Origin of the sequence: Kribbella sp. CA-245084 (assembly GCF_050942355.1) — a bacterium.
Lineage (GTDB): Bacteria > Actinomycetota > Actinomycetes > Propionibacteriales > Kribbellaceae > Kribbella.
Genome location: NZ_CP192053.1, coordinates 4194946 through 4209755 on the forward strand (window position 1 = coordinate 4194946; position 14810 = coordinate 4209755).

Annotated in this window: 14 protein-coding genes; 7 read left to right on the top strand and 7 right to left on the bottom strand. The window is 68.1% G+C overall.

What is annotated here, in order from left to right:
* Positions 1–36: 36 nt before the first annotated feature.
* The gene (locus ACQPYH_RS20140) at positions 37–513 is read left to right on the top strand and encodes a ribonuclease H family protein (protein ID WP_432893461.1); all 477 of its coding nucleotides are present in this window, start codon (positions 37–39) and stop codon (positions 511–513) included.
* Here ACQPYH_RS20140 and ACQPYH_RS20145 read toward each other — a convergent pair.
* From ACQPYH_RS20145 to ACQPYH_RS20160, 4 genes are all read right to left on the bottom strand, one after another.
* Positions 498–3842 (bottom strand): beta-N-acetylglucosaminidase domain-containing protein, encoded by a 3345-nt coding sequence (locus ACQPYH_RS20145; RefSeq protein ID WP_432893463.1) that lies wholly within the window; start codon positions 3840–3842, stop codon positions 498–500. The two genes, ACQPYH_RS20140 and ACQPYH_RS20145, sit on opposite strands and share 16 nt — an antisense overlap.
* Before the next feature lie 89 nt (positions 3843–3931).
* A complete protein-coding gene (locus ACQPYH_RS20150) occupies positions 3932–5200 on the bottom strand; it encodes a nitric oxide synthase oxygenase (protein WP_432893466.1) in 1269 nt (422 codons plus the stop codon).
* Positions 5197–5718 (bottom strand): DivIVA domain-containing protein, encoded by a 522-nt coding sequence (locus ACQPYH_RS20155; RefSeq protein WP_432893468.1) that lies wholly within the window; start codon positions 5716–5718, stop codon positions 5197–5199. The genes ACQPYH_RS20150 and ACQPYH_RS20155 overlap by 4 nt, the downstream gene beginning before the upstream one ends.
* Positions 5666–6970, bottom strand: a complete 1305-nt coding sequence (locus tag ACQPYH_RS20160; RefSeq protein ID WP_432893470.1) for a globin domain-containing protein — start codon at positions 6968–6970, stop codon at positions 5666–5668. Before ACQPYH_RS20160 ends, ACQPYH_RS20155 begins: the two co-directional genes overlap by 53 nt.
* A 365-nt stretch (positions 6971–7335) precedes the next feature.
* On the opposite strand from ACQPYH_RS20160, the gene ACQPYH_RS20165 reads away from it, so the two are divergent.
* Positions 7336–7830, top strand: coding sequence for an RNHCP domain-containing protein (locus ACQPYH_RS20165; RefSeq protein ID WP_432893473.1), 495 nt, complete (start codon positions 7336–7338; stop codon positions 7828–7830).
* Between the two features lie 2 nt (positions 7831–7832).
* Here ACQPYH_RS20165 and ACQPYH_RS20170 read toward each other — a convergent pair whose 3' ends face one another.
* The gene (locus ACQPYH_RS20170; RefSeq protein ID WP_432893476.1) at positions 7833–8912 is read right to left on the bottom strand and encodes a hypothetical protein; all 1080 of its coding nucleotides are present in this window, start codon (positions 8910–8912) and stop codon (positions 7833–7835) included.
* Positions 8912–9469, bottom strand: a complete 558-nt coding sequence (locus ACQPYH_RS20175) for a TetR/AcrR family transcriptional regulator (protein ID WP_432893479.1) — start codon at positions 9467–9469, stop codon at positions 8912–8914. Before ACQPYH_RS20175 ends, ACQPYH_RS20170 begins: the two co-directional genes overlap by 1 nt.
* Before the next feature lie 71 nt (positions 9470–9540).
* Here ACQPYH_RS20175 and ACQPYH_RS20180 point away from each other — a divergent pair, with 71 nt between their 5' ends.
* Genes ACQPYH_RS20180 through ACQPYH_RS20190 form a run of 3 tightly spaced genes read left to right on the top strand, consistent with a single transcriptional unit; the run spans position 9541 to position 11127 of the window.
* On the top strand, positions 9541–10344 hold the full coding sequence (locus tag ACQPYH_RS20180) for a deoxyribonuclease IV (RefSeq protein ID WP_432893482.1): 804 nt from the start codon (positions 9541–9543) through the stop codon (positions 10342–10344).
* Between the two features lie 3 nt (positions 10345–10347).
* Entirely contained in the window at positions 10348–10899 is a 552-nt protein-coding gene (locus ACQPYH_RS20185) for a nuclear transport factor 2 family protein (RefSeq protein ID WP_432893485.1), read from the top strand.
* 33 nt (positions 10900–10932) lie between these two features.
* Positions 10933–11127: a hypothetical protein gene (locus ACQPYH_RS20190; RefSeq protein ID WP_432893488.1), complete on the top strand. Its 195-nt coding sequence runs from the start codon at positions 10933–10935 to the stop codon at positions 11125–11127.
* Here ACQPYH_RS20190 and ACQPYH_RS20195 read toward each other — a convergent pair.
* Complete coding sequence (locus ACQPYH_RS20195) at positions 11117–11695, bottom strand: redoxin domain-containing protein (RefSeq protein WP_432893490.1); 579 nt, start codon at positions 11693–11695, stop codon at positions 11117–11119. The genes ACQPYH_RS20190 and ACQPYH_RS20195 overlap by 11 nt on opposite strands.
* Positions 11696–11814: 119 nt before the next feature.
* Here ACQPYH_RS20195 and ACQPYH_RS20200 point away from each other — a divergent pair, with 119 nt between their 5' ends.
* Both ACQPYH_RS20200 and poxB read left to right on the top strand, forming a co-directional pair.
* On the top strand, positions 11815–13083 hold the full coding sequence (locus ACQPYH_RS20200; RefSeq protein ID WP_432893492.1) for an acetamidase/formamidase family protein: 1269 nt from the start codon (positions 11815–11817) through the stop codon (positions 13081–13083).
* Positions 13083–14810: a ubiquinone-dependent pyruvate dehydrogenase gene (poxB, locus tag ACQPYH_RS20205; protein WP_432893495.1), complete on the top strand. Its 1728-nt coding sequence runs from the start codon at positions 13083–13085 to the stop codon at positions 14808–14810. The genes ACQPYH_RS20200 and poxB overlap by 1 nt, the downstream gene beginning before the upstream one ends.

Below are 14810 nucleotides of genomic sequence, written 5' to 3' on the forward strand. Positions count from 1 at the left end.
GCCGCCAGGGTGTGGACGCAGAGGTAGGGTGCTCGGATGTCTGTTACTCGTGTGCGGCGGGCTCGGCCGGCTGATATGGCGGTGCCTGTTGGGGCCCGGTCTGTGTTCACCGATGGGGCTTGTTCGGGGAATCCGGGGCCGGGTGGGTGGGCCTGGGCGTTGTCGAAGGTGGAGTATGCCGCTGGGTCCGAGGTGGTGTCGACGAATCAGCGGATGGAGATTCGGGCGGCGCTCGAGGCTGTGCGGGACAACGCGGGGCCGCTGCTGGTGGTGTCTGATTCGACGTACGTCGTGAACTGTTTTCGCGACCGCTGGCACCAAGGGTGGCTCGAGCGTGGCTGGCTGACGTCCGCCAAGAAGCCGGTCGCCAACCGGGACCTGTGGGAGCCGCTGGTCGAGCTGGTGACGGAGCGCGGCGACGTGGCCTTCCGTTGGGTGAAAGGCCACTCCGGCCACGAGATGAACGACTTCGTCGACCAGTTGGCAGTCGCTGCGTCTCAGACCGCGGGATAGACCTCCGCTTCATAGAGCGAATAGCCGTACTGCGTCGCTCGGTGGACGCCTTGCACACGGACATAGCGAGCGGTCGTGTCCAGCCAGAGGGTGTCGGTGCCGCCGTCGCCGTCGGTCACCTCCGTCGCCGTGGTCCAGGTGGTGGCGTCGTCGGAGACCTCGATCTTGTACGCCGACCCGTACGCCGCCTCCCAGCGCAGCACGACCTTGCCGAGGTGTGTCGACGCGCCCAGATCGACCTGGAGCCAGGACGCGTCGTCGTACGCCGAGGCCCAGCGCGTGGCGGGATCGCCGTCCACGGCGAGGTCGGCGGTGAAGGCGGTCCCCGGCTCGGTGCCTGAGGCAACGACCGGGCGGTGGACGGCGATGTTGACGGAAGAGGTAGGCGGCCGGACCGCGACGCGTATGACGGTCCCGGCGCCGGCGAACGAGACGGGGATATCGACGTCGGTCAACGGTGCGTCGGCGGGTGGCGTCAGACTGATGACGACGGTCTGAGGGAGCCCGCGCTTGAGCGTGATGGGTCTGGCCGGGGCGGTCCATCCCGGTGGCGCCGCGACGCGCAGGGTCCCGGCTACGTCGCCGCCGGCCTCGAGTGTGACGGCGAGGCTCGTGCGGAGGCCGCGAACCACGTCGACCCGGTCCGCACTGGTGCTGAGGGCAACCAATGGCGTGTCGGTCCATTGCGGTACGAGCTCCGCGACCGCCGGGCTGCCGCCTGTCCACACCAATCGCACGGCATCGACCACGAGATCGCCGACGCGGACCTCGGCGTACGCCGAAGACACCCGGCCGACCCGCTTCCACGCGCCACCAACCTGGACCTCGACATCGGCAATGCCCACAGACGTTTGCAGAACAGTCAGCCGGGACAGCGAGCGCGGCGCCGACAACGTGGCAACCAACGCATCGCCGGCAGCCGGTGCCGTGGCAGGCACGTAGGCGGTGTCCACTGAGCCGTCGACAGCCCGCTGGTACGACGACCCCGCAGCAGGCGCCGGCGTACCGCTGGCAGTCAACGTCGTCACGTTCCCACCCACGGTCGACACCGAGAACTCCCGCACCACCAGCCAGAAGTCGCTCGCCGTTAACGACCGGTACCGGACGTACCGCGCAACAGTCCCCGCCGGCGCGGTGAACCGCACCTCGGCAGTCGTCGCGCGCGTGAGCTCGGTCCACCGCGTGCCGTCAACGGAGTACTCCAGCGCACCCGAGTGGATGTAGTCGTCCGGGCTCCCCGACTTGCCCATCAGTACGGCGATGTCACTGACCTGGACCGCCGACCCGAGATCGACCCGCACCTCCGAGCCCGGACCAGGCGCCCCGTTGCTCCAGAAGAACGTGTTCTCATCGCCGTCGACCATCCGAGCCGGCACGTTGTCCTGATAGGTGCCCAGATTCGTGGTCGCCGACTTTCCAGGCGTGACCCCGAGCCAGCGGTCGTGCACCCGGCCGATCTCCGCGATGAGCTCGTCGACGACCCGTTCACCGATCCGCGGATACGTCCCGTCATGCGGTGCCCGGCTGTCGCGGATGGCCTTTGCCGAGGTGACGAGCGCGCTCATCTGCTGACGCGCGGTCCAGGCGGCCGCACCGTTGCCCGCCTCGAGCGCAGCCAACAGGTCCAGGCCGCGGCTCATCGCCTGCCCCCAGAGTTCCGTTGCCTTGAGCCACGACTCCGCCTGCCCGGCAAAGGCCGGATCGACGACACCTGCTCGTATCGTCGCCGGCGCCGCGACAATCGCGTTCACTCGCGGTCGCAGCGCCGCGATTGCCTGGGTGCGTTGTCCGTCCTGCCACTGCTGCCAGAACGAGTCGACCGCCGCCCCGAAGACCGGTGCGCTCTCCGGATGCAGCGTCCCGTCGTACGTGTTGAGGTCGGCGAACACCCGCAGGGCATCCGCCGTACGCCGATCGCCGCCGGCCCGCTCCGCGATCGCGCGCAGCCAGACCGGCGTGGCGTCGTACCGCGCAGGGTTCCAGCCGAACTCGGCGAACGAGTACAACGCAACCTTGCTCACGGCCGCCTGGTTCATCGGGTTGGAGATCACGCCGACGACGTCCTCGGCGATGCCCGGTTCGCGGCCGGTGTACGGCGCGAGCAGCAACCGGCCGGCGGCGTAGTCGTTGACCGGGTAGTTGTCCCAGATCAGGATGTCGTGCCCGAACACGGCCTTCGCCTGAGCCGCCTGCGCCGCGGTGATCGTCTGTGGGACCACTCCCACGCCGGTCCAATGCACGACGACGGCTGGGTCGAGCTTCTCCCGCAGTACCTTCTTGTACGGCGTTTCGCTGACGTTGTAGTACTCCGTCGGCACCATCTGGAGCGGCGCCACGTCGGGCTTGGACTCGACCCACTCACGCTGTATCCGGTTGAGCAGATCGCTCTGCGCCCGCCCGGCCGCCTCTCCGCCGGTCCCGTACTTCGCGCGGTCCGCGTCGCAGTGCCAGGTGTTGTAGTCGATGTCGTCGAGCGGCACGTTGAACGACCGCGCACCGAGCGCGTAGAGGGACTCGAACTTTGCTGTCAGCGCCTGGAAATCGGCCTCGGAGGTGTAGCAGATCGATAGGCCGGGGGAGAGCGCGAAGGTGAAGTCGACCTTGTTCTGCCGCGCGCGGGTCACGAGCTCACCGAGTTGTGCGAGCTTGTCCGCCGGATACGGATCGCGCCATTGCTCGCGGTGGTACGGGTCGTCCTTCGGCGCGTACTCGTAGGTGTTCATCCGATGCGCGCCGAGATAGTCGACGTGGTCCAGCCGATCGGCCTGCGACCACGGCGTGCCGTAGAAGCCCTCGATCGAGCCGCGGTACCGCATGGTCGGCCAGTCCCGGACAGTGACCCCAGGCATCCAGCGCCCTGCCCGCCCCACCAGTTGTGCGAGCGACTCCGCGGCGTAGAACGTGCCGTCGGAGTCGACGCCGTCGAGCACGATCTGGGCGCGGTCATGCCGATCGCGTCCAGCGGCGAGCACGTATCCCTCGGCGGGTAGCCCGGTGCTGTCCTGGACCTGGAGCGCGGACAGTACGGACGACGTACGACCGAGCCAGATGGTCGTCGGCGTGCCTGGATCGCTGCCGTCCGTCGTACGCACAGTCTTCACACCAGCACTAGCCAGCGCCGCCCGTACGACGCGTTCGGCGTCCGCGTCGGACCGCGACGTACGGACCAACCCGACCACCGGCGTGATCGGGAACCCGTCGCTGCGCGCAACGACCTGCTGTGGTGCAGGACTGATCGTCGGAGCAGCAGGCGGTACGGCGGTCGCGGTCGGCGCGGCCAAGGCCAGGGGAGAGGTAAGGGCAAGCAGGGCGGACAGGAGAAGGCGCATCGAGTCTCCTCAGGCGGGGCGGTTCCAGCTAGTTAGCCACTGCGCAGAACTGCTCGTCAAGACGTCACCCTGGTCAATTCCGGGCACGTCTAGAAGCCACTCCGGTGGAAGGCGGGAGGTGTGCCGTGGAGGGAGCGGTGGGTGGCGGCGGGGTCGGTGAAGAAGTTGGGGAGCTGGAGGTCGGGGGAGTAGTAGCGGTGGAAGACCGGGGTCAGCGAGCTGGACATCGGCGGGACGATCCAGGTCCAGTCGGCGGGGCACTGGCGGCCGGCTCGTTCCTCGCGTTCGACGTGGATGAGGAACCGGCGGGACTCGGTGTGGTGGTCGGTGATGGTGACACCGTTCAGGTTGAACGAGTGCAGCACGGCGCGATTGATCTCGACCAGCGCGCGGTCGCGCCATAACGAGGTCTCGTCGGTGGTGTCCAGGCCCATCAGCTCGGCGACCTCGGGGACCATCGCGTAGCGATCGGTGTCGCCGAAGTTGCGGGCGCCGATCTCGGTGCCCATATACCAGCCGTTGAAGGGCGCGGCGGGGTACGAGATGCCGCCGATGACGAGGCGGTTGTTGCTGATCACGGGCACGGCGTGCCAGCGCATGCCCAGGTCGGCGAACCAGGGCAGTTCGGGGTGCGCCAGCGGGACTTCGTGGACGGCTTCGATAGGCAGCTCGAACATCCGCGGCCCCTCCTCGACGGTCTCCACCACGAGCGGGAGTACGTCGTACGCGCCCGTACGGTCGGGTTGCCGCCAGCCGCGCCGGATGAGCTCGCTGGTGAAGGCTCGGTAGCGAGGGTCGCCGAGAACGCGTCCGTCCGGCTGCTCGTACCCGGCGTACCGGATGAGTTGCTCGTTCCAGATCCTGGGCGCGGGGCGGGACGGCGTCTCGGGAGCGAACACGCTGATCATCGGACGGATCTTCCCGCCGTTGTGGGCCTCGCGCAGATGGTCGAAGCAGTGCCCGGCGACGCCGCGAGCGTCGGACACCGTTCTCAGGTCGCGGACCTGCAGACTGCGCCAGTACAGCCGGCCGATGCAGCGGGCGTTGTTGCGCCAGGCGACCCGGGCGCCGAAGGCCAGCTCGTCGGGGGTGTGCCAGTACGTCCCGGTGAGGTCGATCTCGCGCATCACCGCGGCGAGCCGCGGCCCCATCCAGCCGGTCTTCGGGTTCTCGGCGTGAAAGAGCTCGAGGAACTCTTTGGCTGCCGCCCGAACCATCTCGGTGTCGCTGCTGTCGGGACTCGGCCCCGGTTCGGGCCTGCTGACCGGGTGGCTGGTCCGCGCCCGGATCCGCCCCGGGCCGGGCGAGGCCCGCCGGCCGGCCCGCGGAGCCTTGCCCCACGACCTGTCGGGGTTCATGGGGTACCTGGACGGCGGGTCTGCCAGTCGCCGGAGTTGTCGAAGAAGGAATCGTGCTGGACGACCGGCTCGCCGGGCACAGCCTTGCTCCCGAGCTGGTCGACCTCGGTCGCGAACGAGTCCACGATCGACTGCATATGCGCCTGCGCCGTCTTGGCGTACGAACGAACCTGCTCGCCGGCCGTGTCCATGGCGTCGGCGACGATCCGGCGCTCGTGCGCGCGTGCCTGGCCGATCCGCTCCCGGGCGTCCCGGCTGACGTCCTGGACCATCTCCTCGACCACGAGCTGGGCCTGGCTGAACATCTGGACGACCTGGTCGTTGACCCGCTCGCCGGCCTGCTCGTACTGGTCCAGCTCGGCCTGGACGCGCTGAAGCTCCGCCTGTCCGCGCTGGAGCTCGATCTGGAGACGTTCGTTCCGGGTCCGGGTCTCGCCGAGCTCCCGTTCTGTTTGCTGGACCTGGTCAGCCAGCTGACCGAGGTATCCGTAGACCGTGTCGGCGTCGAGTCCCCGCATCCTGCGTCGGAACGTCTCCTCCCGGATCGAGCGGGGTGTCTGATAACGCGGCGAGCCTTGGCGGTGGCTGTTGGGCGTCACGTGTCGTCTCCTGACCTGATAGTGCCGGCGCCACGGTGTGCTCACCCGCGGCTGCGTAGTAGAAGTGCTCGTACTTGATGTGTTCGGGCTGCATGCCCGCGGCGGCCAGCTGCTCGAGCGTGTGCGCGACCATCTGCGGGCCGCCGCACACCATCGCCGTCCGGCCGTAGAGAATCTGCCGGGCCGCGACCGTGCCGACCTTCCCGCGAGTGCCGGGGTAGGAGGCGTCGTCGGACACGACTTCGGTGTAGTCGAACCAGGACCGGTCCTGGGCCAGCGCTTTGAGCCGCGGGCGGTCGTACAGGTGCCAGGGCAGCCGTACGCCGTGCAGCAGGTGGACCAGCGGTCCGTTGCCGGTGCGCGTCCACTCGTTGTCGACCTGCTCGAGGACGGCCAGGAGCGGAGCGAGTCCGGTGCCGCCGGCGACCATCAGCAGTTCCCGCTGGTCACCTTCCCGCCGGGTCAACCGCTCGCCGATCGGGGCGCCGAGCCGCACGGTGTCGCCGGCCTTGAGAGTCCGGACCACGGCCGGGCTCACCTGACCGCCGTCGATCTGCTGCACGTGCAGATCGATCGAGCCGTCGGCGCGTGGGGCGTTGGCCGGGCTGAAGTACCGCCACTGCTTCGGCCGCTGCGGTATCTCCATCGAGACCGACTGACCGGGGCGGAACCGGAACACGTGCCGCGGCTGGACCTTCAGCAGGGTGAGGTCCATGGTCCGCCGTTCGACCGAGATCACGTCGGCGTCCCACCAGTCGGGGCTGGACTCCTCCGACGTTTCGGCCGCCTCGACCATGATCCGCGCCACCACCTGGTACGCCGCTGTCCAGTGCGCGGCGAGGTCCTCGTCCCATTCGGGCCCGAGGAAGTGCTTCAGGGTGGCGCAGAGCGAGGCGCCGACGGCGTTGTAGTGCTCTGCGACGACGGCGTACTTGCGATGGTCACGGCCGAGGTGCTGGAGGAAGTTGGCATCGTTCTCGAGCTGGTCGGCATGACTGACGATCCGGCCGAGTGCGCTGACGAACTTGTCCCGCTGGTTCGACATCGAGAGCGGGAACATCGCCCGCACCTCGGGATGAGACACGAAGATGTGCGAGTAGAAGTACAGGGCTACCTGATCTCCGTACGCCGACACGCGGTCCCAGCTGCTTTGTAATGCGTAGGCATCCATGGGGCTTGGCTATCCGGCTCGGAACGGCAGCTCCTCGAAGGCGACGGACATGTGCTCCGGGTCGTCGGCGTAACGCACCGACGAGTACTGCGTTGACAAGAGTGTCCTCCTACTTTCCGTCCCCGAGCCTGTCCATCCCGTGATCTTCCCGATCTACCCCCGGGTTCGCGGCTTGAAACGGCGTGTCGGACTCGAACGTCTCGAAAATCTGGACCTTGGATTGAGGGTCAATCGCTTGATTTACAAGGCGATTCCGGAGTCGTGAAGTTGCTCATGGCAACTAACCGCGCGAGGCCGGCAGTTAATCGATTGACCGAGGCGGGCGCGGGCTGATCTGCTAGGAGGCTGGTGCGCCGGACCGGCCGGTGCGGACCGGGAGGAGGAGAGCCGATGTCTGTTCTGTCCTGCAGCTTTGCTCTGAAAGGTTCATCGGTTTGGCTTTCGCACGTTCGTTCAGTTGTGAACACTGCGGCGTAGAGGTCTCCCTCGACGCCCCTGGAACCACCCATCGAAATCACTGCCCGAGTTGCTTGTGGTCGCGTCATCTCGACCGCAACGTGCCGGGCGATCGCAAGGCCGAGTGCTCCGGCGGCATGGAGCCGATCGCGGTCACGGTCCGCGGCGAGGGCCGTTGGGTCCTCATCCACAGGTGCACCAACTGCGGGCGCCTTCGACTCAACAAGACCGCGGGCGACGACAACGTCCTGCTGCTGATGCGGCTCGCGGCGCTGCCGCTCACCATGCCGTTCATCCCGTTCGCAGCCGAGCCTGAGACCGAGGTCAACGGCAATGGCAACGGCAACGGCAACGGCGGGCATCCGGTGGCCCGCAAGCCGAGGGCGCGTAAGGCGAAGACCTGAGCTCAGGCGGGGAGCCTGCGTTTGACGAGGCCCCAGAGCGTCTGGGGCCACGTATACAGGAAGAGCGCGCAGAGGCCGACGTACATCGCCACTGTGAACCAGCCCAGCGCCTCGATCCCGGTGTGGTGGCTGATCACGCTCATCCCGGTGACGATCGTGCCCCAGGAGAATGGCGTCGCCCACCAGGCCATCGAGAACTTGAGCCCCTTCCCGAAGGCCCAGATGATCATGGCGACGCACAGGGCCGCCCACAGCAGCGTGAATCCCATGATCGGTACGCCGGCGACGATGGACAGCGTCTGCAATCCGGTGTCGAATGGTGCGGGCAGACCGGACGTCGTCGCCTGGTCGCCGAGGTTGCCGAGGGCGTTGACGCCTTGCCCGAACGGCGCAATGCCGATGAAGAGGATCGGCGTGGCCTGGATCGGGAGCGGGCCGTGGACGAAGAGCCGCTGCAGCACGAGCGGCAGCACCACGATCGTCATGATCAGGTCGAGGCCGAACATCGCGTACAGGCAGATGACGAACAACTCCTTACCCTGGCCTGGGTCCAGGTGCTGGAGCAGCGGCAGCGCGAAGGCGGCCGACACCATCGTCCCGGTCGGCGGCAGCAGCCAGGCGGGGGACTGGCCGATGATGCTCAGGTCGTGCTTGATGATCATCAGCAGCGTCAGCCCGACCGCGCAGACGAGCCCGACGACGGTCCCGATCGTCCACAACGTCGCACTCAGGCCGAGTGCCAGGCCGTCCGGCAGGAACGTGTGCCCGACCGTGTAGCAGATCAGTCCGGTGGCGAGAAAGGCCAGCGAGATGCACGCATAGAACGGCGCGACCGTCGGGTCGAGCAGATCGGCGCGGGCCTGATCGGAGTGGAAGCGCCAGTGGATGCCGCGGGCAACTACCAGTGCGACCAGCTCGAGGAATGCCAGCACGGCGAAGACCTGCCAGACCCGCAGCGCGCCGGGGAACTGGTGCGGCAGTGAGATGCCCGCCCCCGGAATGATGGCCGTCCCCATGATCGCGGCGTACCAGTTCGGGCCCAGGTGGCGGAACGCCGCCCAGCGCCGGTCGTCGGCACTCATCAGATGTCGATCAGTGCGGCGTCGAGGAGGCGGGTGAGCTGCGAGGGAGCACGGCCGGCCTTGGCCAGCACATTCGTCCCGATCACCACGGCCAGGAGGGCGCTCGCGGCGTCACCGGGATCACGACCGGGGATCAGCTCGCCGCTGGCCTGACCGCGTTCGATCGCGGTCCGGAACGCATCCTGGACCAGGTCGAACATCTCCTTCGAGACGTCCGCGACGGCGTCGTCCGAGCTGCCCAGCTCGGCGACCGAGTTGACGATCAGACAGCCCAGCTGATGCTCGCCGACGCCGGCCAGGTTCCGCATCGCGGTCCGCAGCTTGGGGCGCACGGGCCCCGGCCCGTCGAGAGCCTCGGCCAGGTCGGCGGCGCGATGGGCGCTGTACCGACGCATGGCCAGCTGGAACAGGTGGTGCTTGCTCTTGAACGTGTTGTAGAGGCTGCCTTTGCCGATGCCGAGCTCGTCGACCAGGTTCTGCGGGGTCGTCGCGCCGAAGCCGCGCTGCCAGAAGACCTCCACCGCCCGGTCGATGGTCTGCTCGGCGTCGAATGTCATAGGTCTCGCCACACCCTCATCCTAGGGTTCTGTACTCTGAAGTCAAGAATGCGAACCCGGAGGGAACGAGAGTGCGGATCGGTTCACACGTTGCCGTCGCCGGCGGACTGGTCAAGGTCGGGCTGGGGGAGGCCGCTGCGGTCGACGCCGAGATCATCCAGCTGTTCGCCGGCAATCCCCGCAGCTGGATACCGGCAGCGGTCGACCCAGCGGCTGATGAAGCGTTCCGTACGGCGTGCGCCGAGCGGGACCTGCCGGTCGTCGTCCACGCGCCGCACCTGATCAATCTGTGCTCGCCCTCCGACCTGGTGCTCAGCCGCTCAACAGCCGCCCTCGAGCTGACCCTGCAGCGCGCCGCCTCGCTCGGCGCGTCCGCGGTCGTCGTCCACGCGGGGTCGATGGTCATGAGCGGGCGCCGCGCCGAAGTGCTCCGTGGCCTGCGCGATCTCGTCGTACCGATCGCGCACCGCTGGCACGACGTACGGCTGCTGATCGAGCCGACGGCCGGCGCCGGTGAGGCGGCTGCCTCGACCATCGAGAGCAGCATCGAGTACCTGGACGCTCTGGATGACCCCGAGATCGGGCTGTGTCTCGACACTTGCCATCTGCACGCGGCCGGTGAGGATCTGGCCGCGATCAAGCCAGTGGCGGACAGGGTCGGGCTGATCCACGTGAACGACAGCCGCGATCCCGCCGGTTCACACCGCGACCGGCACGAGTCGCTCGGCCGCGGCACGATCGGACTGGCCGCACTGGAGACGGTGCTGTCAGGCCTGCAGGGCATTCCGCTACTCGTCGAGACGCCGACGCATGCGCGTGACGTCGCCTTGCTGAAGGACATGCGTGCGGCGGCCCGGTCCTCTGTCGTACCGTGAATCATGCCGTGGTTCCCGGAGTTCTCCACCGCGATCGAGCTGGCCCGTCGTGATGCCCGGGCGCGAGAGCAGGCGGATCCAGTCGCGCAGTACCTGAAGGCGATGTACGACGATGCGCCGGGCGCGCTGGAGAAGACGTGGCCCGGAGACGTGGTCGTGCATGATCCGCGGGCCGGAGAGATTCGCGGGCATCGCGACTTGCGGGCGTTCATCCACAGCAACCGCGAGTGGATGGCCGCGCACCACGCCCGGCTGAAGGTGGTCGGCTCGATCACGGTCGACGGGCGCGCGGCGGTCGAACTGCTCGTGCATGTCCTGCACGAGGGCGACGAGGTGGCGTGGCCGGTTGCGGTGGTCGCCGAGTCGCTGGACGAGCGCTCCGTCGAGTTCCGCACGTACTGCAGCCAGTGGCCGGTCGACGGACTGCGCCACCTGCGGCCGGCCTTCCTGGATGCTGGGGCCGTCCAGACGACGGACGTCGTGGCGCGCCACCTGGATGCGCTGGCCGGTGGTGATGTCGAATCGATCGTCAAGACGTTCCAGCCGGACGGCTAGGTGCAGGAGCCGCTGGACAATATCCGTCGCGGCGTGGACGGCCTTCGCGCGTTCTACGCCAACGCCGGCCCAACCGCCGTACAGGCGTGTGCTGTCACAGATGATGGCGTCGGCTGTGCGCTGGAATACAACGTCGACGGACCGCCCCAGGCAGGTCTCGCCGTCTTCGAACGCGGCACGGACGGACTTCTCGCAGCGGTCCGCCTGTACGACGACATCACGCGTTAGGGCGCTTGTTCCATCCGTGGAAGGCGCTGTGGTCGCCGCTGTCCCATGCCTCGCGTAGCCCGGGCTTGCTGAGATCCCAGTCCGGACGTACTTCGCTGCTCGCTGCCCGGAGGTCCTGCCACAGCTCGGAGGTCGTCGGCCGTCCCCAGAACCAGTAGCCGTTGTAGATGCTGTGCACCACCAGCCCGGGCTTGAGCACGAGCGTGTACGGGATCATCGGGTCGTTGTCGGGATCGGTGTACTCCGCGATGTCGAGATCCCGCTGGACGATCCGCCCCGGATCGGACAGGAACGGCCACTGCGCGCCGACCGACGACCGGAACTCCTGCAGCGTGTGGTGCTCGTCGGTCGCGATCGTCACGATCTGCGTGTAGCTGACCGCGATCTTCGGGTAGAACGCCGCCAGCTCGAGATGCTGCTGGTGCTCCTTGGGGCAGTAGTGCCCGCGCGCGAGCGTGAGAATCATCGGATCCTCACCCTGGAGGTCGCTCAGCTTGCGCGGTACGTCCTCCTGGTCGGGCAGCTCGTAGTCGGGGAACACAGCACCGGGCACGATGTCAGCTCGCATGCTCGTCACTGTAGACCCGGGTCACTCCCTGGTGAGTGAGACCAGGGAGTGACCCGGGTGCGGCGGGCCGGTGGTGCGGAGCATCGTCGGTGCGGAAGGCATCCGGGAGGAGAAGACCTATGTGTTTCGCTCACTCGGCAACCGCCAGCGACGCCGTACACGTCCAGGCAGGCGTCGGTCCGGAGGCCGCCGCCAGCTTCGCGCAGTTGGCCGGCGAGGGCGGGCTCGGCACGGTCGACGTCGCCGGATCGGGTACGCCGGAGACCGTCGCCGCTCCGCGCGGGGACCGCGTCCTGGACGGGTACGGGCAGGTCCTGCACAACCGCTGGAACCGCGATCTGGAGCCGGCGGTCACGGTCCGTCCCGGTGAGGAGATCCAGCTGCTGTGCCGCGACGCTCTCGACATCGGTGATCAGGCGCAGACGTTGACGCCGGACGGATCGATGACGCTCGACCTCGGCAGGATCCATCCGCTCACCGGCCCGGTGTACATCGAGGGCGCCGAGCCGGGGGACATCCTCGAGGTCGAGGTGCTCGACGTCAGCCCCCTGGTCGATTTCGGCTACACGACCGTCAGTCCGGCTCTCGGCCTGTTCGGGACACTGCGTCCGGACGTCCTCGGCGTGTTCGCCCCGTGGATCGAGGCGGCACAGCTGAGCGATCCCAGTCCCGGGCGGGTGCCGTCGGCGATCCCCGAGGACCAGCCGTTCGGCACGGGAGCGGCGTACGTCCAGCTCTACCGGTTCGAACGCGGGCAGTCGTCCGGCTCCGCCACGTTCGTCGGCTCGGACAGCGGGAAGCGTGCGCAGATCCCGATCGCGCCGTTCCTGGGGATCATGGGAAACGCGCCGATGCGCAAAGGCATGTACCGCACGTTCCCGCCCAGCTTCAGCGGCGGGATGGGCGGCAACATCGACGTACGCCAGATCACCTCCGGCTCCCGGCTGCAGCTTCCGGTGTACGCCGAAGGCGCGCTGTTCTCGGCCGGGGACGGGCACATGGCGCAGGGCGACGGCGAGATCTCCGGGACGGCCGTCGAGACGCTGATGTCCGCGACCCTGCGGTTCCAGGTCATCAAGAACACCGTGATCGGCGCACCGCGGGCCATCGTTCCCGCGGCCGATCCGACCCAGCGGGCGATGTCGGCCGAGATGGCCGCGCAGGGGTACTACATCACCACCGGCGCCGGTCCGGACCTGATGGAGGACGTGAAGAACGCCGTCCGCGACATGATCGACTGGCTGGTCACCGACCAGGGTGTGAGCATGCATGAGGCGTACGCACTGTGCAGCGTCGCGGGCGACCTGAAGATCAGCGAGCTGGTCGACCTTCCGAACTGGCTGGTCTCGATGACCGTCCCACGCGGAATCTTCGAAGGAGCCGCATGATGACGGTCGCCGATCTGTTGGTGGCTACCCTCAAGGCGTCGGGGGTTCGGCGTGTCTACGGCCTGCCTGGTGACTCGCTCAACGGGCTCACGGATGCGCTGCGTCGGGACGGCGAGCTGAGTTGGCAGCATGTCCGTCATGAGGAGGCGGCCGCGCTGGCGGCGTCGGGAGAAGCGGCGACGACAGGCGAGCTGGCGGTGTGCGCCGCGAGCTGCGGGCCGGGCAACCTGCATCTGATCAACGGTCTCTTCGACGCGCAGCGCAGCCGGGTCCCGGTGCTGGCCGTCGCTGCGCACATCCCGTTGGCCGAGATCGGGAGCGGGTACTTCCAGGAGACCCATCCGCAGGAGTTGTTCCGTGAGTGCAGCGTGTACGCCGAGATGGTGAGCACCGCCGAGCAGTTCCCACGGATCCTCCGGGTGGCGATGCGTACGGCGGTCGAGCGGCGCGGCGTCGCGGTGGTCGTCGTACCCGGGGAGGTCTTCAAAGCGGCAGCGCCTGATGGCGCGGTGCACGGAGTACGGGCGGCGTCCGCGCGGGTGCTGCCTGCCGAGGCGGATCTGGTGGCTGCGGCCCAGATGCTGAACTCGGCCGGCGCGGTCACGATCCTGGCCGGGGCTGGGTGCCAGGGCGCGCATGACGAGGTCGTAGCGATCGCTGAGCGGCTGAAGGCGCCGGTCGTTCACGCCCTTCGCGGCAAGGAGTTCGTCGAGTACGACAATCCGTACGACGTGGGCATGACCGGTCTGCTCGGCTTCGTGTCCGGCTATCGCGCGATGGAGCACTGCGATGCGTTGCTGATGCTCGGCACTGACTTCCCGTACCGCCCGTTCTTCCCCGAGAACGCCAGGATCGTGCAGGTCGACGTCCGCGGCGAGCAGATCGGCCGCCGGGTGCCGGTCGACGTACCCCTGGTCGGAACGGTGAAGGACACCGTCGAGGCGCTCCTTCCGCACCTCGCGGCACGGGCGGATGTGAAGCATCTCGAGACGATGACCGCCCATTACCAGCGGACTCGCCGCCGGTTCGACAAGCTGGCCGAGCCCGGGCGGCGCCGGCGGCCGCTGCATCCCGAGACGGTCGCGGCGGCGGTCGATCGACTGGCCGACGACGACGCCGTACTCATCCCAGATGTGGGTACGCCGACGCTGTGGGCCGCGAGGTACTTCCGGATGAACGGCCGACGGCGACTGATCGGGTCCTTCACCCACGGCACGATGGCCAACGCCCTGCCGCAGGCTCTCGGTGTGCAATCCGCTTTCCCGGATCGCCAGGTCGTTGCCTTCTCCGGCGACGGCGGGCTGGCGATGCTGATGGGGGAGCTCCTGACGCTTCGTCAGCTGCAGCTTCCGGTGAAGATCGTGATGCTCAACAACGGTGCGCTCGGTTTCGTCGAACTCGAGATGAAGGCCGACGGCATCGTGAACTACGGCACGGACCTCGACAACCCGGATTTCGCGGCGGTGGCACGTGCCGTCGGCATTCATGGCATCCGAGTGGACATGGCCAAGGACCTGGACGGCGCTTTGAAGGAAGCGTTCTCGCATCGCGGTCCGGCGCTGGTCGACGTACGGACATTGCGCCACGAGGTCGCGATCCCGCCGCGGATCGCGTTGAACCAGGCCGCCGGCTTCACCCTGTGGGCGACCCGGAGCGTCCTGAACGGCGACGCCAGCGCGGTCCTCGAGGTCGCCCGGACGAACGCGAGGCAACTCGCGCGCGAGTGA

What these genes read in the sequence shown, in the direction of transcription:
- ACQPYH_RS20170 (WP_432893476.1), bottom strand. Translation starts at nt 8,912, where the DNA reads ATGAGTGCCGACGACCGGCGCTGGGCGGCGTTCCGCCACCTGGGCCCG.
- ACQPYH_RS20140 (WP_432893461.1), top strand. Translation starts at nt 37, where the DNA reads ATGTCTGTTACTCGTGTGCGGCGGGCTCGGCCGGCTGATATGGCGGTG.
- poxB (WP_432893495.1), top strand. Translation starts at nt 13,083, where the DNA reads ATGACGGTCGCCGATCTGTTGGTGGCTACCCTCAAGGCGTCGGGGGTT.
- ACQPYH_RS20185 (WP_432893485.1), top strand. Translation starts at nt 10,348, where the DNA reads ATGCCGTGGTTCCCGGAGTTCTCCACCGCGATCGAGCTGGCCCGTCGT.
- ACQPYH_RS20145 (WP_432893463.1), bottom strand. Translation starts at nt 3,842, where the DNA reads ATGCGCCTTCTCCTGTCCGCCCTGCTTGCCCTTACCTCTCCCCTGGCC.
- ACQPYH_RS20155 (WP_432893468.1), bottom strand. Translation starts at nt 5,718, where the DNA reads ATGCGGGGACTCGACGCCGACACGGTCTACGGATACCTCGGTCAGCTG.
- ACQPYH_RS20200 (WP_432893492.1), top strand. Translation starts at nt 11,815, where the DNA reads ATGTGTTTCGCTCACTCGGCAACCGCCAGCGACGCCGTACACGTCCAG.
- ACQPYH_RS20160 (WP_432893470.1), bottom strand. Translation starts at nt 6,970, where the DNA reads ATGGATGCCTACGCATTACAAAGCAGCTGGGACCGCGTGTCGGCGTAC.
- ACQPYH_RS20175 (WP_432893479.1), bottom strand. Translation starts at nt 9,469, where the DNA reads ATGACATTCGACGCCGAGCAGACCATCGACCGGGCGGTGGAGGTCTTC.
- ACQPYH_RS20150 (WP_432893466.1), bottom strand. Translation starts at nt 5,200, where the DNA reads ATGAACCCCGACAGGTCGTGGGGCAAGGCTCCGCGGGCCGGCCGGCGG.
- ACQPYH_RS20195 (WP_432893490.1), bottom strand. Translation starts at nt 11,695, where the DNA reads ATGCGAGCTGACATCGTGCCCGGTGCTGTGTTCCCCGACTACGAGCTG.